Here is a 23,232-nt window from a genome sequence, read left to right on the forward strand (position 1 = left end):
AATGATTCCTGGACATTCGCCAGTTGCACTTCCAGGATCCCTTCGCCCCCAATGGCCAGCACTCAAATAAAAGCGGAAAATATTCTTTGTCAGGATTCAGAAAGGCAGAAACTTCAGAATTATTTCCATGCAGCGATGCTGATACATCAATCGATCAGCGATTGTAGAAAGGCGATATATAGCAGCTCCACCATTGAGGAAATGCTTGTTTGAGCCACAGGTACTGGTATAACAGAGTCAACGCCCCCCAGCCTTTTTGCTGATACTTCCTTGCACTGGTCATCAGCGGATGAGGACATTCAACCAACTCTATTTTTTGCTGCCTGGCACGCCAGACAAACAGGTGGTCTTCTCCGTAAGGTGCATTCAGAGGATAACCTTTCAATTGATCAAACAGTTTTTTATGTATGCTAAAACCCTGATCACCAAAAGGTACACCAAAGTAACGGGAACGCAGATTAGCTCCCCATTGATTAATTCGCATTTTTGGGGGGCCATCTGCCATAAATGCCAGACGACAAAAATGAAAGGCCTCAGGATAAACCCTTAAATTAGAAAAAAGAGTTTTGAGCAGCATGGGATCAAAGCCCGAATCGGCATGGAGAAACCATAGAACTTCTCCCGTCGCTGACTTTGCCCCAGAATTGAGCTGCAAGGCACGCCCGGTATCTGAGATGATCCACCTCACTCGAAGATGGGACAAAACTCTGTTAATCCGTTCATGTTCTGGAAAGGGGTAGTTTTGTTTACAACAAACAAAAATCACTTCCGTTCTATGCGGAAGTAACAAAAGATCTCCCAACAACCTTCCCAGCCCTTTCTCTCCGGGCCCCAACGGTATAATAACGGAGAGATCTCGCATCCGGGGTCAGCGCTTTAACAGCTCAAGCAGCTCTCGCTGCTCCTGAGAAAGGACTTCTACAGGGGTTAATACCGCGCAGGCAAGGCTTTCGCGACACTCTCTCGATTCAGGAATGTCGTTGTCAGAGGTTATCAGCGTATACAAAACCATCTTGGCTTTTTCTAAACTGGCTCCATATCGGGCAATAACCTGCTCCACTGTAACGTGCTGAGCGGGGTCATCCAGCCAGCAATCATAATCTGTTGCAATGGCCACAGTGCAGTAACATATTTGCGCTTCCCTGGCCAAAAAAACCTCTGGGACATTTGTCATTCCAACTAAATCACAACCGGCAGCTCCACGTAAAAAGAAGCTTTCAGCTCTTGTACCCAGACGTGGTCCATCAACACAGCCATAGGTTTTCCCGGTGTGTATATTGATGTCAATAGAATTCGCCGCATCCACAAGTGCGCGGGTTAGCTTATCGCAGGTTGGTTCAGCGGTGGAAACATGGGCGGCAAGTCCATTACCAAAGAAGCTCTTCTCTCTATTTCCCTTAACAAAATCAAAATATTGGGAAGGAATAGAGAGATCACCAGGCGCAATATCCTGCCGCAGGCTGCCCACCGCAGACAAACCTATTATTTGCGTCACCCCAAGGGATTTTAATGCCCAGATATTGGCGCGATAGTTAACTTCAGAAGGAAGAAGCTGATGAGCAGTGCCATGACGAGGCAAAAAGAAAAGATCCCTCCCTCCCATTCTCCCCTGAATAACAGATGCCGAAGGAGCACCGAAAGGAGTGCTCAGCTGATGTTCTTTGATAACTTCCAACCCATCCATCTGGTAGATACCAGTACCACCTATTATTGCTAACACTGAGCGTTCCCTTTATCGTCGATCATTAATTGATACCTATCTTATTTGTTATCCTTAGATAAATGAATATCGGTCTTCAGCCCCAGCACCCAGACCTTAATCTGGTCTCTAACCCTCCGATAACAATCCAGCTGCAGCTCTCTATCCGCCAACTTGGCAGCCAGTTTGGGAGGGTCATCAAAACTGTGATGAATCATAGTGCTACCGACTAACACCGGGCAATGTCGCTGTGCATGATCGCAAACCGTTGCCACCAGATCGAAACGTTTACTCTGAAGTTGCTCGATGGAATTAGATTCCTGTTTAGAAATATCGACCCCAACTTCTGCCATTACTTCGACGGCGAACGGATTGACACCCTGCGCTTCCAACCCGGCAGAGAAGACCTGTACAGTTTCCGGGTATAAGTATCGCGCCCACCCTTCAGCCATCTGGCTTCGACAGGAATTACCGGTACAGAGGAACATAAGTTGCGTATTTGCTACCGGATCAGCCTTCACTACAAGAAGCTCCATAGGCAAAACAGCTGTAACAGCGGTGATGTTTCATGCTGATACGACGCTCAAGACTTTCCCGCAATGTTGCACCAAGGTCATACTCTTCATCATCATCAACCAGGGTACAAGCGTACACTCTCATACGCCCTTCCTTTTTGATGACCATTTTACTGTATGCGCACATAAATGAACGACGACCTTCTTCGTCGTGGTAGCGGGTCATACAATCTGTTGTGACTTGAGGAACCTCCGGAAGACTGCCTGGTGTCGCAAAATCAGGGAAAGCCACAATATTTAGCGTTTCCGGTAAGCCATACCGGGCAAATAGCTGGCGATATTGGCCATCAACGACCTCTTTGTCTTCTCCTTTGTCCATATGCCTTGCAACAGAAATAGGAAAACCTGCCTGAAACAACATTTGCAAGCCCTCAAGGGCATTATTGAAGCTCCCCTCACCTCGTCCCAGGTCATGTCGCTGTGATTCAACAAAATCAAGGCTGACTCTAAAGCTGACAGGATGCCTGGCATTTATTAAAGGCTGTAGTTTGTTCATTCTTCGCTGCAAGGGTTCTGTGCCATTAGTAAGCACGAGACATGGACGGTGTTCAGACGCATATTCCAGGATTCTTATCAGATCCTTGGCCAGGAATGGCTCACCACCGGTAAAGGAAAACTGGCTGACACCTAACTCCAATGCTTCATCAATCAACGGCTTTACATCATTAAACTTTACCAGCTGCAGACGCTTATCCGCTGGTCCTGATCCCTCCAGACAGAAGGGACAGGACAAATTGCAAGCTGTACCTGTATGAAACCATAGCTCTCTCAGTGTAAAGGGATCTATGTACCCTCGTGGATCCCCTTGAGGAGTGGTATACCAGTTATCTGTCCGAATCAATTGCATCATCTTTCCTTACAGCAGCACTTCTTTTCAACAGCACTTTTTAAACAGTAAATATCTTGAACAACACTTTTCCTAAAACGACTGAACATTAGCAGCCGTTTATTTAGACGGATCTTTGTATAACCAGCAGAGCTGTCCGTAAATTCCTCTAATACCGGCTTTAGGGAACCCACCCTCTACTTAAGGAACGTATGCTTCAGGGGCTTTAGCAGCATCCACCACCAGAACTCTCTTTGGTACCGGTATCAAAGGGCAGGGCCGTTCCGCAACCATCGAAAATCCCATAGTGGGTATCCCAGTTGCCGGTAAATTCAAAGTGATCCTTAAAACGCGTATCGTGCAACATTCGGTAGGTGTTTCCACAAACAGGAAACACCTTACCCCTCTCAATAAAGTGGTGTTTATCGAGCGCAAAATGCTCAGGGCAGTGTTCAACAGTACCTTTGTAGATCACCGCTTGACCATAATCCTCACAATGGGATTCAAGCTCAGGTAATTTGAACAAACGATAGGTTGCGGAGAAGAACTTAATATGGCCGATACGGGCTTCAATTTGAGGGTTATCAATCGTAATCGGTCGGTCTTCGACAAGTCTTGGATCAATAAATCCTGCGCGCTTGGCAATATTATGGAAATCATTCCAGTAGAGAGCGCCACTAAGGCATTCACCAAATAAAACCGGATCGTCCACCAACTCCTGAGAGACTCTACGATCAGCGTAGACATCCGAGAAATAAAGCTCGCCTCCAGGCTTTAGCAGTCGATACGCTTCACGCAGCACTGCCTCTTTGTCCGGAGACAGGTTTATCACGCAGTTGGAGACGATAATATCAAAGCTATTATCTTCAAGTTCTAGCTCATCAAGCTTCTCAATATATCCCTTTCGGAACTCCACATTTGCCCGAGCATATCCAAATTTGTCGGTATGAAAGTCGATATGTCGATTGGCAACTTCCAGCTGCTCGTCCGTCATATCGACACCGACAATATACCCATCCTCTCCAACAAACCTGGACAACACATAACAATCCCGGCCAGACCCACTTCCAAGATCAAGAATGCGGCATCCTTCCAATTGCTGTGGACTTACCAGTCCGCAACCATAGTAACGAGCCATGACTTCATCATGGATCTGCGAAAGCGTGGCTTTCAAGTAGTCCGGTAATCCCGCATCGGTGCAACAGGCATTAGTCTGCAAGTCTTCGGAACTATTTAACACCTTTCCATAATAGGCTTTTACCTGATCGTGCATAGTTTTCTCTCTTCTACAGTCAACGCAAGCAATTTTTCAAGTAGTCTCTTACGAGCAGGACGTACATCATGTTGTAAATCATCAGCCAAACGACGAAGGTCTTCTTCAACGTCAATATCGTAACTGGGCAGAATATAACCAACCTCAAGGCCAGCCGCTTCGCACGCCGCTTTAAGGGCTTCCCCCAAGTGTTCAGTGCTCCAGGGTAATGACACTATTTGCGGCCAGGACGACCGGCTCCCCATCATGGTAACACCGCCGTCACTTGCCGCACTGAGGACGACTGAATATCGATTAAAGGCCTGAATAGCTGCAAAATAATGTCGACTATCCAGTATCGGCGCGTCGGTCCCTATATATAGGATGTGATTGTGACCGGCCTCTCGAAGTTGTTGATCAACTTCCATCAGACGCTGCCCCAGATTACCCTCCGATTGGGGAATAATATCGGCGTTATCCAATAATAAAGCAGCCCAATCCAGATCATCAGCAGACGCAGGTGACAGCACAACTTTCCCAGGCCAATCCCGAGCGTCCTCAAGGGCACACTGCAGAAAACTGTTGGCGAGAATCAAGGCCTGCTCTACACCCAACGTGGCGGCAAGTCGTTGCTTACCCTGGTGTAACTTCGGCCGTTTACAAATAACCACTAATGTCGGCAGTGGCTGATTACTTTCTATGTGCACACTAAAGCTCTCTTTCTGATCAGCGCTCAGTCGTTCTCGTTGTGATTAGGACGCCTAACTGCCAGGTTTGTTACAAGGCCCAACAGTGTGGCAAAGTCTGCACAGTAAAAAAAGCAGAAATAAGAGGTTTTGCTGAAGTGCCAAATCTAGCGTTTGGTGATTAGAGATGTAAATAGAGGCTCTACGGAAGACAAGCGGAAACCTGCTTCTCAAACTCCTGACCTATCGGCTTCGATATAAAGCCATTACAACCGGAAGAGATTGCTTTATCGCAGTCCTCATCCAAAGCTGAAGCTGTCACGGCAATTATTACGCCTTCGTATCCCCTTGTTCTTAATACTCGAGTAGCTTCATAGCCATCCATTAAAGGCATATGCATATCCATCAACACCAATTCATAGTTACCGGTTAAGGCTTTATCAATGGCTTCCCGACCATTGATAGCATGATCAAGCTCGTGATCACACATTTCCAGTCTCAGCATAATTACACGTGCAATAAGCTCATCATCCTCGACAAGCAGTATTTTGGCCATTACGAACCTCATTCGCCAAATAAAATTGGGATGCGTCAATTTCAGAAGAACCCTGTAGCCTTCGATCATCCCTTTATCAAAGATCAGAAAACAGCAAATTTCCGGGAGTTTAAGAAGATGTTAAATAAATTGAACTGAGTATATTTTAAAGCAACTTTAAATCTACTCAATTTGTCATGAGAATATTCGTAATACCACATAAAAACCACAAAACCTCATGCTCCGCCGTAATCTTACGATCTAACTTCAAGGAGCTTCAGGGCTTCAAAGGTACTAGTCGACAAATAGCGCCATATACGAAGTCAGCAACAGAGTTGAGACTGCTGTAAAGACAAACAGCCAAAAGAACAGAGCAGCTAGCACCCGATCAAAAGTATTGGTATGTTCTCGGAGCAAGTCAGCATTGGCGAACATTGCCGACAAAGGACTCGCCTCAAACCTGTCCGTTAGAGCTTTGGGTAGCGCTAATGCTTCTGCTGCGTTAAGAATATCCCAGCCGCTCACAAGGCCAACACCTAAGCATTCCTTTGTGGCAGGGTTTTTACGCAGCTTTCTTACTGTTATTGGGCCAAAGGCTACATAAAGAATGCAGACTATAACTCCAAATCCGATCAGTAGCATGCCTATGGGTCCGACTACTTCCATAGTGAATTAATCCATTCCATAAGTGGGTCATATCCCCATTCTGCTAACCGTTTAGTTTGACCATCAGCGACCATCGATGCCGCAGCACCTGCCGCCGTGATAGCTATTCCTGCGCCTATAAGGTAAACCCAGCCAGCAGGTGTGGCGAGAGCAAGCAACGCTAAGCCTCCTTTAACCATAGCAGCGCCTGTAATAGCCCCCATTGCGAAACCGCTACCCTAGCAACGATTAGTCCACCCTAAGTTGCATCATGCAGCAAGGGCATATGATTAACTGTGAATGGTAACATTACTGGTAACACCAATGTGCACAAACAGATTTATCTCGTTGTTTTATATAATTATTAATCCTGCGCATGAGAACATGAGAATATTTCCACATATAACTAATATGAACACAACCAACTCCTGGTTATAATTTGTGGAAATCAAAAAGCAATGAACGATCCGTATCAATAGATCAAAAAATGGCGAGTAACATGAATACAGAGCTTCTGCAAAAATTCTCAGATCCTAATCAGGGGATCTACTTCGTTGGTACCACCCCACCAAGGGCCAGTACAGACGATATGCAGATGTCTCAGATTGCCGGAAAATTACTCGATCGTCTTTCTCATCTCGATTATGACGGTCTGATCGTCTATGACATTCAGGACGAGAGCGCCCGCACTGACGTACCACGCCCCTTTCCTTTTGTTGGCACTAAGGACCCCCGCGCTTATTCGCAACTGCTGGCAGAAAAAAGTGGTCGTCCGATGATCACCTATAAAAGTGTTTCTCAGAGGAACAGGGAGGAATTCCAAAGCTGGCTGGATGACGCATGGCACCAGTATGGTATTCGCAACCTGGTTCTAGTGGGAAGCCCTTCACAGGATGCAGATATTAAACTTTCTCTGAACGAGGCTTATGCAACTCTTGAGGAAAGAGACGACAACTTCGCTCTAGGTGGCGTCACAATTGCTGAAAGACATGCAAAAAAAGGTAATGAGCACCAACGCCTGCATGGCAAAGCCACCAAGGGCTGTCGTTATTTTATCTCCCAGGCAGTCTACGATGCGGATGCAACTATCGAGCTGTTAACGTCTTATGGAAAGCAGTGTCAGGCAGAAGGAACAGCCCCTCAGCGGGTAATCCTGACCTTTACCCCCTGTGGCAGTAGCAAGACCCTGGAGTTTATGCAGTGGCTGGGCATTTCAGTCCCCTCGGATATTTCGGATAAGATTATTGAGTCGAACAACCCTTTGGCAGAATCCATTCGTGTCTGCCGGAGCAATCTCAACCGTATACTCGATGCCTGCTTGCCGCTAGGCATTCCTCTGGGGTTAAACATTGAGAGTTTGACCAACCGTAAAGATGAAATTGAAGCCTCTATACGCTTATTCAAGCTACTGAAGGCGACATTAGAAGAACGTTTGCAGAACCACTGAGTCCAGTGCAGTATCTCAAACACAAACTTACAGACAATTCAGGCCGTTACAAGCTCTCCAGCTGACACTTCTGAAACCAGGGTGTTGCCAGTCAGGAGAGCTGGCTCTTCGGACTGGCGCCTGTTCCTTGCCGAACACTCTTTGTAACTCCCCCGTCCATACCAGCAATGCCCTTCACCTCCTGTAATCACCACAACAGCCAGTCTGACGCCCCCTATTCAACAAGTCGTCAATAATCCTATACTTTATAACAGGAGATTTTCTGGCGATGAGGTTTATTAACCGGGCATATCCCGCAGCCAACAAAATTTATACTTGAAACAAAAATCAAATCCTCATATTTTCAATGCCGCTGATCCCCACGATAAAGAATGCACTTTCCATCCATGCTTTGCTCATGTGAGAAACCGATGTCGGAAAAAAAAACGCCAACGAAATCAGTCGCTTCAAAAGAGGTCGATCAATTTCTCAAAGCCGTCGCCAAAGCCCCTCAAATTAAGTCCGGTAGGGGTCGGCTGGTTTTTGCGATGGATGCCACCGCCAGCAGACAGCCCACCTGGGACCGAGCATGTCAACTACAGGGCGACATGTTTACCCAGACCAAAGGCCTTGGAGGTCTTAGTATTCAACTGTGCTTTTATCGCGGATATGATGAATTTAGAGCAAGTCCTTGGCACGACAGCACCGACCGCATGCTCAAAGCCATGCTTGCTGTGAAATGCTTAGGTGGCCATACACAAATTCAACGGGTGCTTAAACATGCCCTCAGTGAACACCAGAAACAGTCTGTTCAAGCGCTGGTATTTGTTGGAGACTGTATTGAAGAGAGTATCGATGACCTGTGCCAACTTGCAGGAAAGCTCGGGATTTGTGGTGTACCAGTATTTATATTCCAGGAAGGAAACGATATTTCGGCTCTCCGGGGTTTCAAACAGATAGCCCGGTTAAGCCATGGTGCTCACTGCCATTTTGATAGTTCCAGTCCTCAGGAGTTAGGTGAACTCCTGAGCGCCGTAGCGGTCTACGCCAGCGGAGGCCTAAAAGCACTGAACCATTACGCCAGCCAGTCTCCTTCGGTTAAACAATTGAGCCACCAGCTGGGAACCCAAAAATTTTGACTATTTTACTTGTCATTTGCTTATCTCTTCTTATTGGAGTTGGGGTACAGCGTTTTCTCAAGCATGCTCCTAAATATGGCAAGCCGTTCTTGATTCGGGTCGGGCTGATAGCTTTGGCTCTCTTACTGGTAGGTCTGGCCTTAAGTGGGCGATTGCACTGGGTGATTGGCTTGCTCGCGGGACTGCTACCTTTCCTGCGGCGCTTGGTTCCTCTTGTACTGCCGCTCTTGCGTTTTTTGTTACCAAACCTGCAAAGAGCCCATCAGAAATACCGTTCTCAACGACAAGGCACAAGTAATAAAAAGGACTCAGGAGAAGGGTCAGTCATCACAACTGTCTGGTTAAAGATGTCTCTTGATCATGACAGTGGTGAGATCCAAGGAGAAATTATTGGAGGAGATTTTAAAGGACGCAACCTGGATCAACTCAACATCGAAGAACTTTCTCAGTTTTACCAGCAGTGCCAGCAGCAGGATAAGGAAGCAATCCGATTACTGGACACCTATATTCAAAGAAGCCGCCTGACTGAGTGGGAACAGCATAGCCAAAGCAAACGGGCGGCAGCCAACCATTCTGAAATGACACCGGAAGAGGCATGGGAAATTCTGGGATTACAACCGGGCTCAGCCAGAGAAGATATTTTAATTGCCCATAAACGCATGATGATGAAAGTCCATCCAGACAAAGGAGGAAGCAACTACCTGGCGAGTAAGATCAATCAGGCCAAAGAGCTATTACTTAAGGAGAACTAGCTTCTATTGAGTAACCGCTGACACCAGGTCATTAGTTGAATGAGGCGCTTTCAATTTTGGTATGACCGATCTTCCTTTAACAGGTAATTCAGCTGCCAGACAGGAACCGCCAGATAGACGATCTTAAATAAGATAGTAGCCGTTTCGATTGTTATTCCCGGTCGGTTTTACAATTCAAGCCAATTAAAGCGCCATCGTAACTGCAACGAACCTCAAACAAAATAGGAGCACAGCATCCCTGGCAATCTTCATAGTAGTCCTGTTCTTCAGCACTGCAGTCAATGAGGGTATCAAACTGATGCCCGCAGTAAGGACAGGTCACCCTCTTTTGTTCAAGCATCTTTTATACCCTCCCATAGTATTCAAGCACCCGGTTTTGCAGCAACGCTTTATGGTGATAATACTCCTTAATCATAGACGGTATTATTAGGCAAGCGACAGGGAACTCTATTGACTTGCTCGGGTCCGCTGTTAGGGTTGTTAAAAAATGAGAGAATAGAATGGATACAGAGCCAGAGAAACCTCGAACTAGAAATACCGCACCCGGAAAGCGTATTGGTCAAGGAATGTGGATTATTTTCTGGTGCCTTTTTCTGGGAGGGCTTGCCATGATCTTTGCTCAGCTGGAAGAGCAGAAATACAATCCAAATCAACAGCTGCAAAGCACAACCACCTCAACAAGCCGTCAAATACAGCTCACAGCCAATCGTTACGGGCACTATTTACTACCAGGGCATATCAACGGAAAAAGCGTAAATTTCCTCATCGATACAGGCGCAACTGAAGTTGTGATTCCCGGCAGGATGGCAGAACGCTTAGAATTACCTCGCGGCTTAGCCCATTGGGTCAGAACGGCTAACGGCGAGATTGAAGTATTTCGCACACATATAAACCAGCTAAAGATAGGCCCGATAACTCTGACCAATATTCCTGCCAGTATAAACCCTCATATGGACGGTGAAATACTATTGGGGATGAGTGCACTGAGACATCTGGAAATGCGCCAGGCCAACAACCAGATGACTCTTGAACAACGTATAAAATAAGTAGCCCCAGTAAACAACAAAGACCAGAACTCCCAAAAGTCAAAAGCGTTATTTTGATCAATATTGATATAACTGTTCAATATTTGTACTATGATTACCGGCGTCTCTCGTTTTACCCTCTGTATTACTTACTGGTCAGGAAGGCCAAAACGATTGTCTAAAAGTCAACGGATATAGAATCAGGAGGAGCGGTATGAATCTCGAACACCTATCGAGTAAAATGCGTCTTGATATGAACCACCTGCTTTACGAGCAACGAACACAGCGCCTTAACTCTAAAGAGTTTGAGGAACGCTTTAAGTATCTTGCAAGCGGATACTGCAGCTTGGTTGGGGCTGATGACCTGCAGGCTGTTGAAATGATGGTTAAGAATTATAAAAACCAGTTCCATCTTCAGTAATCCATCATGAGAACTTCCTGAGGTTTAAACAAAACCTTCAGGAAGTTTGTATATTGTATTGAAATACAAAAGTTTCAGAAACTTTCCAAAGGCTTGCTCAAGCTACCTGCAATTATCAGTCCCTCATTCACCAGAGCCCCCGACCATAATAGCTCCCAACCATCATAGCCCCCAATCAATGATCTCTCCATCGAGTCGAATAGTGGATTCTGCTGCCTCCATTACGGTAGCGAATCGAAAAACGACTTCTGGAATAGCTATCGTCATAATAACGACTGCCATGATGACGATAATAATGACCTAAGCGTTTATGATGGCGATATTTATGACCTGAGTGATGACGGTGTTTATGCCTGCACCGGTGGTCAAAGCGGGACGACAAATAACCTCTGTTTGCCTCAACTCTGCTATTGGATTCGTACCCATAGCTTGAACCGAAACCATGATGGATACTGATATAACCTCCAGCATGGCTAGAGGTTACAAAAAACAGCCCCAAAAGACACAAGCCGGCCTTGATACACATACTTTTTTTCAACATAGCCACTACCCCGCAGCCTGATGTGCAACTCGCACAACTGAAACAGATACTGCAATAATAAGTAGCTTTAGCTGAACCAAGACTGAATACCCCATCACGTCAAATAAGGACAAACGTCAAAGTTTATTCCATACTTGTTGATAGGTTCCTTAGAAGAGCCTGACCGATAGGCCCTTTGGATACTGAATGTATACTGACTGCCTTTCAGTTTTTCAGCCGGCTCAGTTTTTTTGAATAATTGATAACAGGAGTGGTTATGTCATGTTTTTAAAAGAAGCAGGCTCCGGCCACCTAGTTCAGATTCTAAACATGACTGAACTAACTAATCCCTTTGAGACCCTCACCAAAGTACAGTTTCAGCAGGGGGAAGAATTACCAGACCCTGAATATATTCGTAAAGATCTACTCGCTTTCCCCTCCGGTGAGTCTTTGCCCAGATGCTGGCTGGATAGTCACTACCGGGATGATGAAGTGTATCGACACTGATAGCATATAGGCCTAACTAGCAATACGAAAGGATCAGGTTGGACACAAACCTAAAATTGTTACTTCATCAGTCGGGGTGTAAAAACTCCGCTCAGGTAACGGCTCTGTCAGGCGGCTGTATCGGCCGCAGCTTTCGTGTGGAATCAGAGTCGGGGGAGCTGTTTTTTTATAAAACTCACCCAACCCCGCCCGGTGGTTTATTTGCTGCGGAGGCCGCAGGTTTACAGGCTCTCGATCAACCATGCGTCATTCGCGTCCCCAAGGTTTGTGCATATAACGATCAAGGGCTGCTACTTGAGTATCTCCCCCCTGATTTACCTTCAGACAATTACTGGCTTCAATTGGGAGAACAGCTTGCCGCACTGCATTCAGCAAAGGTTCCTTGCTTTGGTTTTCATCATGACAGCTATTGCGGAACAACACGACAACCCAACCCCCGTTCCAGTGATGGGCACCAGTTTTTTTCCGATCAGCGATTATTGTTTCAAGCACGAATGGCATACAATAATGAACTGATGTCAGCGGAGGATATAGTCTGTATCGAACGCATCTGCAAAAACCTTAAAGAACTCGTACCAACTCAATCTCCATCCCTTATTCACGGAGATTTATGGATAGGAAATCAACTCTGTCATCAACAAAAACCGGTGTTAATCGACCCGGCGGCCCATTGGGGATGGGCAGAAGCAGAACTCGCGATGACCAAATTGTTTGGCGGATTTCCGGAAATTTTTTACGACGCTTATAGCAGCAACTTCGTCTTGGAAAAAAACTGGAAAGAGCGTTTACCGATCTACAACCTTTATCACCTGATGAATCATCTGAACCTATTCGGACAATCTTATCTGGAAGAAATAAGGTCAACAATCAAACGCTATTAGTCTTGTAACAGGTGCCTGAAAACCTGTAGGTCGATCTTCTCAGCTTACACGACTGCGAATATTAAAATATTGAGCGGGATTCCAGGGCTCATCAGTGAGAGTCCTCCGTAACTCTGCCTTTACCACATAAACCCAGCAGCGCTCCAAACGCCCCTCTCTTGTTCTAATCCAGGTTTGCTCACGGGAGAACGAAGATCCTTCATATTCATCCAGAATCTTGATTTCCTTGGGTGACAGGTTCTTGTACAGAGATCCTTGGATTTGCTCACCTCTTTTAGGCTTAATTCCAGGAAAATCAGTATCTGCAATTCGATAACGAGCAAAATTTTCCAATACGGCAGGCTCTGCATCAGGCGCATAGCCGATCAATCGCGTAATGACTGTTTCAAATTCCAAAGTGCCGTAGCAAAATAGTGTAGCCATATCCGGTAATGAACAACCAAATCCAATAACTGGTAAATATAGATGACAACTTGATTTTATCCCTTAGAACAAAAAGGTCACCCTCATAATCCATAAACTGGACACTACCAGTAAATTATAGCGCTAGCAAAGATTCACTGCTCTTCCAATGAGTTATCTGAACTATCCTCATCTGTTTCCCCGGCATTTCTCACGGCTGAACCTAAAACAGCCCTTGTACCATAAAAAGCGAGCGATACCGCACTGGTCAGGATTACTGCACTCATCACTGACGCTGCTCCAGCAGCCATCATCATTTTGACCATATTCACCTGCCTCTCATAAAGTTGCCTTTTGCCTTATTGCTTTACCCGGTGCTTACTAAACCGAGTGTTGGCTGCCACCATCACTCGGTTTAAAGATGTTACTGAGGGTACGTTCTCGTGGGAGTTCTCATGGTAACAAATTCTTCAGCCGCTGTCGGGTGAACGCCTATGGTCTGATCGAAGGTAGCTTTAGTTGCCCCTGCTTTTAACGCCACAGCAATACCCTGAATGATCTCCCCCGCCTCGGAACCCACCATATGTACTCCAACAACATGATCAGTGGAACGATCAACGATCATCTTCATCAGTGTTCGCTCCTCCATTCCACTAAGAGTGTGTTTAAGTGCCCGGAAGCTGGAGCTATATACAGAAATTTCCGCATACTGATCCCTGGCCTGCTCTTCTGTCAAACCTACGGTACCTATATTTGGCTGACTGAAAACGGCCGTTGGTATTAAATCGTAACTAACAGCAGATTTCTCTTCTTCACTACCATACAGATGCTTAACAAGCATCATCCCTTCGGCTAGCGCAACAGGGGTCAGCTGAACCCGGTCAATCACATCTCCAAGAGCATAAATGGAAGGAACACTGGTCTGAAAGTAATCATTAACAATAACTGAGCCATTGTCCTGAAGAGAAACGCCTGCATCCTCAAGCCCCAACCCCTGTGTATTCGCATGTCGGCCAGTCGCGTACAGCACCGCATCAGTAAGCATTGTAGTACCATCCGTCAACGTCACTGACAACTCACCGGATTCCAACTTGTCGACTTTCTCTACATTTAGATTAAAGCGAAGGTCGACATGTTTTTTGATCATTTCCTCTGCAACAAACTCCCGGACTTCCTGATCGAATCCCCGGAGGAACAGGTCACCCCGGTAAAGCTGAGTAGTTTTAGCACCCAGTCCCGCAAAAATCCCGGCAAACTCTACTGCTATATAGCCACCACCAACTATTAGAACTCGCTGAGGAAAGCTGTCCAGGTCAAAAATTTCATTGGAAGTCAGCACATGCTCTTTACCAGGAACATCAGGGACACTCGGCCACCCCCCGGTTGCTATGAGAATACGCTCGGCACTATACTGCTTGTCACCAACTGCCACTGTATTAGGATCGATAACGCGCCCTCGCCCCTCAATAATCTGCGCACCAGAATTATCCAAAAGCGTTTGATAAATACCGTTTAATCGTTTGATTTCATTTTTTTTATTTTCGCGCAGAACTTCCCAGTCAAAAGGAACTTCGGAGGTGTTCCAACCAAAGCCACGAGCTTCTTCAAATTGCTCACGGTAGTGAGATGCGTAAACATATAGCTTCTTTGGTACGCAACCCACGTTAACGCAGGTTCCTCCCATATATCGATCTTCAACGATAGCAACCCTTACCCCTTGTGCTGCGGCCATACGCGCCGCGCGGACTCCACCGGATCCAGCCCCAATGACAAAAAGATCAAAATCAAAAGTACTCACACCCACGCTCCTTAAAACAACTCAATTGGCAGCTACTCTACCGATTCGCTAGCCAGGATACCAATAGAGGCTGCTTAAAGAGCCAATAGTCATTCACTATAATCACCATTAGCTCTGTTGCTTACCGCCCCACGTTAGCTCTAGATGCCCCTTATTTGATAATGTTACTTGTCAAGCTAATTGATTAGCCGCTACCTCAGTGTATAACCTTGTCATCGACCAGTGACAACAGTCGCCATAGGACAGCAGAGAATTCCTGGCACGTTCTCCGCCCCCCCATACAAACCGCCTCAAAACAATATTTCCTATCGCCTGATTAAAACAGATTAAATAAATCTTGTTGTCTGGTTAACAATCGCTACAATGCAGCGCCGAATACTGAAGGTTGCGAATACTTTTTGCCCAGGGTTAAAAATACTTTAAAAACAAGCGGAAAAAACACTGAAGGTTGCCAGGCTGCTGCCGATAGCTCTCATCGAATATGGCAAGATATAACTGATATAACTGATATAACTACAGGACAGCGTTAAAGGACCATGTTCCTTTCCAAGAATACTATCGATGTACAGGGCAAGGATCTGGTACCTCAGGATGACCCCATCAGACAGGGTGAAGATTATGACGAATACAGACATGACTAATATAGAGACAACAAGTGCAGACTCCGCACCACAGATAAGTGGGCTGAACCGTCTTTTTCATTTCACCAAAGTATTCGGCGCAACCCTAAAGCCGCGTTTAGCGTGGCATACAGCTTTTCATCAACATGCAGAGCAATGGTCAATGATCCAATTCAGAGATGGGGCCGACCAGTTTTATCACAGTAAACATCGAGTGACTTGCTCTAAATGTCAGGTTCACCGCACAACTCAGCGGATATGGCCCAAATTTAATGCTGACCTCAACAGTGGATACCAGCTTACCGAAGCAAGGAAAAAAGCATACCATTGCTCAACCAACCACTAGCATTACCAACCGCTGACATTATGGATAGTCGAGTTAGGTACAGAAAACCAGAGATAACCGAGATTAATATAAGGAAGGAATTATTGTCAAAAGGGTTATCGAGCAGTAAGGGGCAGCTGCTCGATAACGGAACTTTCCAAACGAGGCTGTAGATAAAACTCTGTAACAGCCAACTGTTGCCGTTCTAATATCTACCTGTGATAGATTTGTGCCAGAACAGCAAATCAGGCCTGCTTGGGTATGTCGTCGTCTGATTTATCCTGCTGGGTTGCATCCACAGGCTCTTCCTGAAGCCAGTTCAGAACCTCGTCAGAGGATTTAAACTGAGGCGTGCCGGTCCATATTGTGGCCATAAGGTTAGCCAACTCCAACAACAGCTGCTTATAGTGACTGGTAAACAGTCGACTACCTAGTCGCGCAGTAAACCAGCGCAAAATAACTTTACGTTGGTTTTCCTGATTGTGACTAACATGTCCTTTCAGAGACTCCAGCGTCTTTTCCAGACGCTCTCTGTCTTCAACCGAAAGATCAGTCGCCATCGTTATCAGCTGTAGCTCCAGCCAGATATCTGCAAGTGGCTTTTGATCGTCGTTCATAGCAACTATTGTCCCAACTAAGTGTGAAGGTACAAGATATGAGCACTTACCCTGAATTGTAGCCTATCAATGCCTATCACGATAACAAAAAAGTCTGTAGCACAGGATATGTCCTGCCCTATTCAGAACCATGCGTCTAATGCACCGATACCAGAAAAAAAGGCCTGTATAGACCAAAACAGAACAATCAGTTTCTAAAAATAGATCCCGATTTTCAGAGTATCAACACTAAAACAATTTGAACAGATGTTTAAATTTATTTTTAACATAGTATTATAGTCGAAATCCAGAGAGGAATAGGCAAACAAAAGAAAAACTGACTTGGCTCAACCCTTTCTAAGGTTGAAAAAATAACGACCAAGTAAAAACCCAACGATTGCACTGTCAGATAGAAAAGTAGCTATTGGCATGCAGACAACGGGGCTGTTTTGCCTTTTCGCACACTCAACCGGCGACAACAAATAGCTGTTAATGGACCCTAGCATGCACTGGACCAGCAGTACACAACAACAGAACAGCAACGAGGTTGGTCTAGAGCAACTTCCGGTAATGCCTCAAGTATTGCTCCAGCTTTTGTCCGCCTGCCAAAAAACGACAACAACATATACTGAACTGGCAAGCCTGGTTCGCCAGGACCCTGTCTTCTACTCCAGAATACTGTCCGTAGCCAATGCCCAAGGCTCCCTGAACAACTGTCAGTACGAAAAGCTGGATAATATCCTCGCAGTGCTCGGCTTTGATTCTCTAAGAACAATCATTATTACCACAGCTATAAACTTTTTCTTTTCTTCCCCTGACAAGCAACTGCTAGCGGCTCAGAGTAAGTATTGGCAGCGTGCACTCCGCTGCGCGACGACAGCTCGAATTCTCGCACAAACGCTAAATTATGAGCATCCAGAAGAGGCATATCTGGCGGGACTGCTCCACAACCTCGGCCATATTTTATTCTGCGCCAAACAGCCCGCCGAATACACAGAGATGTTCCTGTCCAGCGATTCAGAACGAGAGTTTTTATTATTCGAAACAGAATGGGTGGGGAAAACCAGTGAAACAGCAGCTGCTGAATTGCTCCAAAGAATCACAGCTGATTCATTTTTACCGGAAGCTCTGTTACTGCAACACAAAACCTCAGATGAACTGCAAGATACTCCGCTTCTGATCAGGATACTGAACCTTGCCTGCACACTAATTGCCAACGATTTCACCATGGCCAGTCTTAGGCCTGAGACGCTTACTGATTTTTCACTATCCAACGCAGATATTAAGCAAATTATCCTTCAGTCAGATCAATCGATAGCGTCATTAACCGGTCGGCTGGAGGCTCAATCTACCGATATTCACCCATCCTCAAATAATGAATCACTGACCGCAAAACTGGGGAATCAGATTAAAAACTTTGCCACATTATTTGCGCTTAACCAAACTCCATATCCAAACGGACAATCTTCCTCAATCTGGCAAAGCATTTTACAAAATCTGAATCTACTGTTCGGATTGGATCATGCCGTGGCCTTTGAATTCCAAAAAGAGAGTAACTCACTCAAAGGTATTGCTTCCCTGTCAGGTTCAAACCCAAAGCTAATAAAACTTAGTTTTCGAGTTGAAAGTGGCCGCTCCATTCCAGCAGAAGCCCTGATAACAGGGAATTGTCTGGATTCAGATACCTACTGCAACCAGAAAAGCCGCTCTACGACAGATCAGCAGTTGATACGTTTTTTTGGCTCTGATGCGGTTATTTGCCTCCCGATAATGATCCAAGATATCAACTTTGGAGTTCTGGTGGCCGGATTGAGTCAGCAAAAACTGCTTGCGCTAAACGCCCAAAAAAATGAGTTAGACTCGTTTTCAGGAGCATCAGCTCACCAGCTGCTACGCAATCAGGCAAACTCTCTGTGCTATCAAAAAGCCCTGGATACTCAGCGATCAGACTACTTGGAAAACGTACAAAGACTGGCTCATGAAGCTTCCAATCCCCTCGGAATAATCAACAACTATATCCAGGTTGTCTGTCGTAATCAGGATGGTGATAGCAAGGTAACTGAGCAACTCCAGATAATCCGTGAAGAAATTGAGCGCATCGCGATAATTATCAATCAAATAAAAGAAGCTGATACATCCGTGAATATTTCTGCTGGATTGATTAATATGAACCAGCTTGTTCGCGAACAAATAGAGGTTTTCAGAGAGACTCTATTCGCATCAAACAAGGTCAGTTGCAACCTCAATCTTGATGACCGAATAACTTTTGTGAAAATTAACGGACAGATTCTAAGACAAATACTGACAAATTTGTTAAAAAATGCAGTAGAGGCTATGCCCGATGGAGGAAAGATAACCTTAAGAACCCGTAATAATATCAATTTCAACGGAAAAATTTATGTTGAAATCGTTATTGCCGATACAGGCTCTGGTATAGCACCTGAGGTATTGGAGAAAGCTTTTTCACCGTCAAACGATACTGAGTTCGACAGCGAAACCCTCGACCAAACCTTGATAAGCAAAATCAAAACCGATCAGGAAATGCGAAGCAACACAAATCCTGGCTTCAGCGCGTTAGACAGCAACACTTCAGGTAAAGCTGTATCGGACAGTACCAAGGAGGATAAGCAGCATTCCGGGTTCGGCTTATCCATTACCAGCAGTTTGGTTACAAAACTGAACGGTTGTATCAGTTGTAGGAACAGAAGCGAAAGGGGGGCAGAATTTACGATATTACTGCCCGATCTACATTAGCCTAACGACAATGAAGCGCTATGGACAGATCACAGCCTTGGACAGGCACAAGTTACAGTGCCTGCATAGAAAGCTCTAAAAAACAGCACTCCTGTGATACGGTCATGGAGACCATATTGGTGGTCGATAATGATCCTCGGATGGTATCCAGTGTCAGAGATCTGTTGGATTCTTATGGCTATGAGTGCATCACTGCCAGTGGCGGTGCGATGGCGTTGGAGTTACTGACTCAGCAATCCATTGATCTTATTTTGCTTGATCTGAACATGCCGGATGTTAGCGGCTACCATGTGCTCAAGGAAGTCGCTGCCAACCACCCTAATACCGATACTATCATTATCAGCGGTTATTCTTGCGCGGAAAGCGCCTCCCAGTTATTAAGATCCGGTGCTAACGATTTTTTGCGCAAACCCTACGCTCCTGACGAACTGATTCAAGCTATCGAAAACACCGCGAATAGACGCCGTGCAAAACGTAAACTTAACCGCGTACAAGAACGTTTAGAAACTTCTGAACAACGTCACAGATTCATAGTTAACAACTCCCCTGATGTTGTATACATGCTTGATGATAAGGGTGTGTTTAACTTTATCAACGAGCGCGTTGAATCTTTGCTGGGATACCAAAGGGATGAGCTTATTGGCTTGCATTACTCCAATCTTGTTCATGACGACGACCTGGAAAAAATAAAGTACGCTTTTTCGGAACGCAGAACCGGTACCCGGGCCAGTCATAACCTTGAATTTCGGATGATTGGCAAGCTTACCAGTAATAAAAACGGCTATTTTGAGCATCAAACCATCCCGGCAGAATTAAGTGCAATGGGGGTTTATAGCGGGGATCAGCAACAATCTGATAAAGTTTTTATAGGCACCTATGGTGTCGTTCGTGACATCAGCGAACGAAAGCGAGCAGAAGAACTCGTTAATTTTCAGCTCTATCATGATCTATTGACAAAGCTGCCTAACAGAGCCCTTTTTAGAGATCGTCTAACACTGGCAATCGCACAAGCAAAACGTAACGAAAATCAGTTGGCGGTCATGTATCTGGATATGGACCGGTTTAAAATAATCAATGACTCCCTGGGACACCTGATAGGTGATCAGTTATTACAATCCGTCGCTATTAAGTTAAGAAGCTGTTTAAGAGACAGTGACACATTAGCGCGCGTGGGCGGTGACGAATTCAACCTGCTGTTACCGAACATCAATTCAAAACAAGATGCTGCAACAATAGCCAGCAAAATTCTTGTAGAGCTTGAAAAACCCATGGAACTGGAAGGTGTTGAAGTATTCATCAGTTTCAGTATCGGTATTGCTATTTTCCCTCAGGATGGTGACACGATAGACTCATTAATCAAGCATGCCGATACCGCTATGTATCATGTAAAGGAGCACGGTAAGAAAAATTTTGAATTTTACGATGCCGAAATGAGAACCAAGCACGGTAGGCACCTATCTCTTGAAAGCGGCCTGCGAAGTGCACTTGAGCTAAATCAGTTTCGTATTTTTTACCAACCCCAAATTGATGTTATCAGCGGCAATGTTGTTGGGGTTGAAGCTCTTCTTCGCTGGGATCACCCAAAAGAAGGCTTGATTATGCCGAATGATTTTATTTCACTTTCTGAAGAAATTGGGATGATCAATCAGATGGGGCGCTGGGTCCTGAACAACGCCTGCAAGACCGTTAAAGAATGGTCTACCCAAGGGCTCCCTGCCGTGAAACTCGCCATAAACGTATCAGCTCGGGAGTTAATGCAGCCCGATTTCCCTGATTATGTCGTTGATATTCTAAAAACGCATAGACTCTCCAGTCACCTATTGGAGATCGAAGTTACAGAAAATGTACTCATGCGGGATATGGATCAAACCGTCACAAAATTGAGGCGTCTTGCTGATTTCGGTGTTCAAATTGCTGTTGACGATTTTGGGACAGGGTATTCATCTTTAAGCTATCTGCAAACACTGCCATTGAACACTCTCAAAATTGACCGGTCTTTTGTCAGCGAAATACGCAATAGCAAAGACAGCAACACGATAATCTATGCAATAGCCTCCATGGCAAAAGGGCTGGGCCTTAATCTGGTTGCCGAAGGTGTTGAAACCAAAGCTCAGTTAGGCTTTTTAAAACGTGTTGACTGTCCTGTCATACAGGGATATCTAACAGGCCCTCCCAGGCCAGCCGACGAGCTCTGGGAAAACTTTTCCAAGGCGATGGTCTAGAAACGGCCAGGATCTTCTTTTTGAGTTTTACAGAGACTGGAAAGCGGTCCCTATATTTCTTAGTCTCCAAATTGCAGCAAAGCGTCAAGCTTCGTACCGTTGCCGGGTTCTGTTCGAATAGTAAAGGAGCCCCCCAATAGCTCGACTCTCTCCCGCATTGTCCTCAAGCCAATACCTGAAGCCCCACCCTTCGGCATAAGTTCAAACCCGCACCCGTTATCCTCTATAGTTAACAGAACCCGATCCTCAAACCATCGCACCCTTAATCTTATTAAACTGGCATCAGCGTGACGTTCTACGTTGGTTAAAGACTCCTGCACTACTCGATATAGCGTGATTTCTATCTGCTCCGGCATTCGGCGGTCTGCAATATTTGTTTGTAAATCAATCCTGATCCCCGTCCGCTCGGAGAACTCATCCAGTAAGCTGCTCAGCGCCGGTAATAACCCCAGATCATCCAGGACACTGGGACGCAGGTCATGGGAGATTCGACGAACCTCCTGAATGGCTTCATTCAGCGCACACCGGCCTCTTTCCAGCTCATCCACTACCTGATCATGAGCGACAACTCCTTTCTCTTTCGATACCTTATCCATTGCCAGCTCAATACGAAATTTGACAGATACCATCAATTGGTTAATGCCATCATGTAATTCTCTGGAAAACCGTCTGCGTTCAGAAACCTGAAGCTGCATATACTTTCGCGCGAGATCACGAAGTTTAACGTCTGCCATTCGGTGTTCGTGCAGGTTAAAAGCAATCCCTATTACCGTAACGATGACCACCACTATTGAGGTAATCACCAGTACAGTGAAAAATGTATTACGAACATTCTTATCAACTTCCGCCCGTATTTTGGATACTTCGCGAGCAATATCATCTATATACAGACCTGTACCTAACATCCATTTCCAGTTAGGCAGCTGCACCACATAACTCAGCTTATCTTCTACTTCTCCCAAGGAAGGTTTTCGCCATTGGTATCGGTGAAAGCCACCTCCCTCTCGAGCCCGTTGAAGAAGGTTTTGAATAATAAGATTACCATTCTGGTCTTGAAGATTAATCAGATTCCGACCCACCAGCTCAGGTTGCTGAGGGTGAACAAGACTCACGCCGGTATCGTCATACACGAAAAAATAACCATCTTCGCCAAAGGTCAGGTTATGCAATATTGATTTGACTTGCCGCTGTGCTTCCTCAGCCCCCAGATCAGGATGATCATATACATGGGCTATGGAGGTTAGAGCTAAACTGACATAATGCTTAAGCTCATTTTTTTTGGAAGCAAGAAGGTTGCTCTCAAAAATCTGAATTTCCTGCTCTCCAAGCTTCCGGGCCTGATAGAGCTCTATCAGAGTAATACTTACAGCAACCAGGAGCAAAGGTAACAGAGCCAGCATTAATATTTTGGTTTTTAGTGATATGCCTTCTTTCAGTACTGCCGTTAACCTGACCATTATGTTCCTGTGATCTGTATACACCTATCAGCGTTGAAGACTTATCTACGCTGATTACCCATAAGTCCAGTGCTACAAGCTCCAACAGCCATAAACTTATTGGTGAAGGGCGCTACGCTGTCTTTCTGGCATCTGACCGCTAGAGCCCAGGGAGAATGCAATGCACTTG

The 23,232-nt window shown here is 45.5% G+C and carries 25 protein-coding genes; 9 read left to right on the plus strand and 16 right to left on the minus strand.

Features of this window, described 5'->3' with window-relative positions; all coding sequences use genetic code 11:
* Positions 1 to 154: 154 nt before the first annotated feature.
* From BGP75_RS14540 to BGP75_RS14580, 9 genes are all read right to left on the minus strand, one after another.
* Positions 155 to 703 carry a hypothetical protein gene (locus BGP75_RS14540; RefSeq protein ID WP_233152928.1) on the minus strand — a complete coding sequence of 183 codons (549 nt, stop codon included), beginning with the start codon at positions 701 to 703 and terminating at the stop codon, positions 155 to 157.
* 165 nt (positions 704 to 868) lie between these two features.
* Positions 869 to 1,720 carry an S-methyl-5'-thioadenosine phosphorylase gene (gene mtnP / locus BGP75_RS14545; protein WP_076719539.1) on the minus strand — a complete coding sequence of 284 codons (852 nt, stop codon included), beginning with the start codon at positions 1,718 to 1,720 and terminating at the stop codon, positions 869 to 871.
* Positions 1,721 to 1,761: 41 nt separating this feature from the next.
* On the minus strand, positions 1,762 to 2,235 hold the full coding sequence (locus BGP75_RS14550) for an arsenate reductase ArsC (RefSeq protein ID WP_076719540.1): 474 nt from the start codon (positions 2,233 to 2,235) through the stop codon (positions 1,762 to 1,764).
* Entirely contained in the window at positions 2,210 to 3,121 is a 912-nt protein-coding gene (locus BGP75_RS14555; protein WP_083704829.1) for a radical SAM protein, read from the minus strand. The genes BGP75_RS14550 and BGP75_RS14555 overlap by 26 nt, the downstream gene beginning before the upstream one ends.
* 205 nt (positions 3,122 to 3,326) lie before the next feature.
* A complete protein-coding gene (locus BGP75_RS14560; protein WP_076719542.1) occupies positions 3,327 to 4,373 on the minus strand; it encodes a methyltransferase domain-containing protein in 1,047 nt (348 codons plus the stop codon).
* The gene (locus BGP75_RS14565) at positions 4,358 to 5,059 is read right to left on the minus strand and encodes a DUF2064 domain-containing protein (RefSeq protein ID WP_076719543.1); all 702 of its coding nucleotides are present in this window, start codon (positions 5,057 to 5,059) and stop codon (positions 4,358 to 4,360) included. Before BGP75_RS14565 ends, BGP75_RS14560 begins: the two co-directional genes overlap by 16 nt.
* A gap of 181 nt (positions 5,060 to 5,240) precedes the next feature.
* On the minus strand, positions 5,241 to 5,594 hold the full coding sequence (locus BGP75_RS14570) for a response regulator (RefSeq protein WP_076719622.1): 354 nt from the start codon (positions 5,592 to 5,594) through the stop codon (positions 5,241 to 5,243).
* A 273-nt stretch (positions 5,595 to 5,867) separates the two neighbouring features.
* On the minus strand, positions 5,868 to 6,239 hold the full coding sequence (locus BGP75_RS14575; RefSeq protein WP_076719544.1) for a hypothetical protein: 372 nt from the start codon (positions 6,237 to 6,239) through the stop codon (positions 5,868 to 5,870).
* Entirely contained in the window at positions 6,230 to 6,442 is a 213-nt protein-coding gene (locus tag BGP75_RS14580; RefSeq protein ID WP_076719545.1) for a hypothetical protein, read from the minus strand. The genes BGP75_RS14575 and BGP75_RS14580 overlap by 10 nt, the downstream gene beginning before the upstream one ends.
* A gap of 275 nt (positions 6,443 to 6,717) precedes the next feature.
* On the opposite strand from BGP75_RS14580, the gene BGP75_RS14585 reads away from it, so the two are divergent.
* From BGP75_RS14585 to BGP75_RS14595, 3 genes are all read left to right on the plus strand, one after another.
* The gene (locus tag BGP75_RS14585) at positions 6,718 to 7,665 is read left to right on the plus strand and encodes a methylenetetrahydrofolate reductase (RefSeq protein WP_076719546.1); all 948 of its coding nucleotides are present in this window, start codon (positions 6,718 to 6,720) and stop codon (positions 7,663 to 7,665) included.
* A gap of 410 nt (positions 7,666 to 8,075) precedes the next feature.
* Positions 8,076 to 8,783, plus strand: a complete 708-nt coding sequence (locus tag BGP75_RS14590; RefSeq protein ID WP_076719547.1) for a hypothetical protein — start codon at positions 8,076 to 8,078, stop codon at positions 8,781 to 8,783.
* Positions 8,780 to 9,535 carry a hypothetical protein gene (locus BGP75_RS14595; protein WP_083704832.1) on the plus strand — a complete coding sequence of 252 codons (756 nt, stop codon included), beginning with the start codon at positions 8,780 to 8,782 and terminating at the stop codon, positions 9,533 to 9,535. The genes BGP75_RS14590 and BGP75_RS14595 overlap by 4 nt, the downstream gene beginning before the upstream one ends.
* 151 nt (positions 9,536 to 9,686) lie before the next feature.
* Here the strand turns inward: BGP75_RS14595 and BGP75_RS14600 are convergent, their stop codons facing one another.
* Positions 9,687 to 9,875 carry a CPXCG motif-containing cysteine-rich protein gene (locus tag BGP75_RS14600; RefSeq protein ID WP_076719548.1) on the minus strand — a complete coding sequence of 63 codons (189 nt, stop codon included), beginning with the start codon at positions 9,873 to 9,875 and terminating at the stop codon, positions 9,687 to 9,689.
* 160 nt (positions 9,876 to 10,035) lie between these two features.
* Between BGP75_RS14600 and BGP75_RS14605 the strand changes: the two genes are divergently transcribed.
* Together BGP75_RS14605 and BGP75_RS14610 are read left to right on the plus strand one after the other, a co-directional pair.
* On the plus strand, positions 10,036 to 10,581 hold the full coding sequence (locus BGP75_RS14605; protein ID WP_076719549.1) for a TIGR02281 family clan AA aspartic protease: 546 nt from the start codon (positions 10,036 to 10,038) through the stop codon (positions 10,579 to 10,581).
* A 193-nt stretch (positions 10,582 to 10,774) separates the two neighbouring features.
* On the plus strand, positions 10,775 to 10,981 hold the full coding sequence (locus BGP75_RS14610) for a hypothetical protein (RefSeq protein WP_076719550.1): 207 nt from the start codon (positions 10,775 to 10,777) through the stop codon (positions 10,979 to 10,981).
* 175 nt (positions 10,982 to 11,156) lie between these two features.
* Here BGP75_RS14610 and BGP75_RS26810 read toward each other — a convergent pair whose 3' ends face one another.
* Positions 11,157 to 11,522 (minus strand): hypothetical protein, encoded by a 366-nt coding sequence (locus BGP75_RS26810; protein WP_143821073.1) that lies wholly within the window; start codon positions 11,520 to 11,522, stop codon positions 11,157 to 11,159.
* 309 nt (positions 11,523 to 11,831) lie between these two features.
* Here BGP75_RS26810 and BGP75_RS14615 point away from each other — a divergent pair, with 309 nt between their 5' ends.
* Positions 11,832 to 12,008 carry an acetyltransferase gene (locus BGP75_RS14615; RefSeq protein WP_233152929.1) on the plus strand — a complete coding sequence of 59 codons (177 nt, stop codon included), beginning with the start codon at positions 11,832 to 11,834 and terminating at the stop codon, positions 12,006 to 12,008.
* 38 nt (positions 12,009 to 12,046) lie between these two features.
* Positions 12,047 to 12,889: a fructosamine kinase family protein gene (locus tag BGP75_RS14620; RefSeq protein ID WP_076719552.1), complete on the plus strand. Its 843-nt coding sequence runs from the start codon at positions 12,047 to 12,049 to the stop codon at positions 12,887 to 12,889.
* Between the two features lie 39 nt (positions 12,890 to 12,928).
* On the opposite strand, the gene BGP75_RS14625 is transcribed toward BGP75_RS14620, so the two are convergent.
* From BGP75_RS14625 to BGP75_RS14640, 4 genes are all read right to left on the minus strand, one after another.
* Positions 12,929 to 13,312, minus strand: coding sequence for a gamma-glutamylcyclotransferase family protein (locus tag BGP75_RS14625; protein ID WP_076719553.1), 384 nt, complete (start codon positions 13,310 to 13,312; stop codon positions 12,929 to 12,931).
* A gap of 134 nt (positions 13,313 to 13,446) precedes the next feature.
* Positions 13,447 to 13,623: a hypothetical protein gene (locus tag BGP75_RS27065; RefSeq protein WP_158070118.1), complete on the minus strand. Its 177-nt coding sequence runs from the start codon at positions 13,621 to 13,623 to the stop codon at positions 13,447 to 13,449.
* 92 nt (positions 13,624 to 13,715) lie between these two features.
* Positions 13,716 to 15,089, minus strand: coding sequence for a glutathione-disulfide reductase (gorA, locus tag BGP75_RS14630; protein ID WP_076719554.1), 1,374 nt, complete (start codon positions 15,087 to 15,089; stop codon positions 13,716 to 13,718).
* 1,190 nt (positions 15,090 to 16,279) lie between these two features.
* Positions 16,280 to 16,651: a hypothetical protein gene (locus tag BGP75_RS14640; protein WP_076719556.1), complete on the minus strand. Its 372-nt coding sequence runs from the start codon at positions 16,649 to 16,651 to the stop codon at positions 16,280 to 16,282.
* 483 nt (positions 16,652 to 17,134) lie between these two features.
* Here BGP75_RS14640 and BGP75_RS14645 point away from each other — a divergent pair, with 483 nt between their 5' ends.
* Both BGP75_RS14645 and BGP75_RS14650 read left to right on the plus strand, forming a co-directional pair.
* On the plus strand, positions 17,135 to 19,384 hold the full coding sequence (locus BGP75_RS14645; protein WP_076719557.1) for an HDOD domain-containing protein: 2,250 nt from the start codon (positions 17,135 to 17,137) through the stop codon (positions 19,382 to 19,384).
* A gap of 20 nt (positions 19,385 to 19,404) precedes the next feature.
* On the plus strand, positions 19,405 to 21,606 hold the full coding sequence (locus tag BGP75_RS14650) for an EAL domain-containing protein (RefSeq protein ID WP_076719558.1): 2,202 nt from the start codon (positions 19,405 to 19,407) through the stop codon (positions 21,604 to 21,606).
* A gap of 59 nt (positions 21,607 to 21,665) precedes the next feature.
* Here the strand turns inward: BGP75_RS14650 and BGP75_RS14655 are convergent, their stop codons facing one another.
* Positions 21,666 to 23,063 (minus strand): cache domain-containing protein, encoded by a 1,398-nt coding sequence (locus tag BGP75_RS14655; RefSeq protein WP_233152930.1) that lies wholly within the window; start codon positions 23,061 to 23,063, stop codon positions 21,666 to 21,668.
* Positions 23,064 to 23,232 lie beyond the last annotated feature (169 nt).

Source organism: Motiliproteus sp. MSK22-1, from assembly GCF_001968815.1.
Lineage (GTDB): Bacteria > Pseudomonadota > Gammaproteobacteria > Pseudomonadales > Balneatricaceae > Motiliproteus.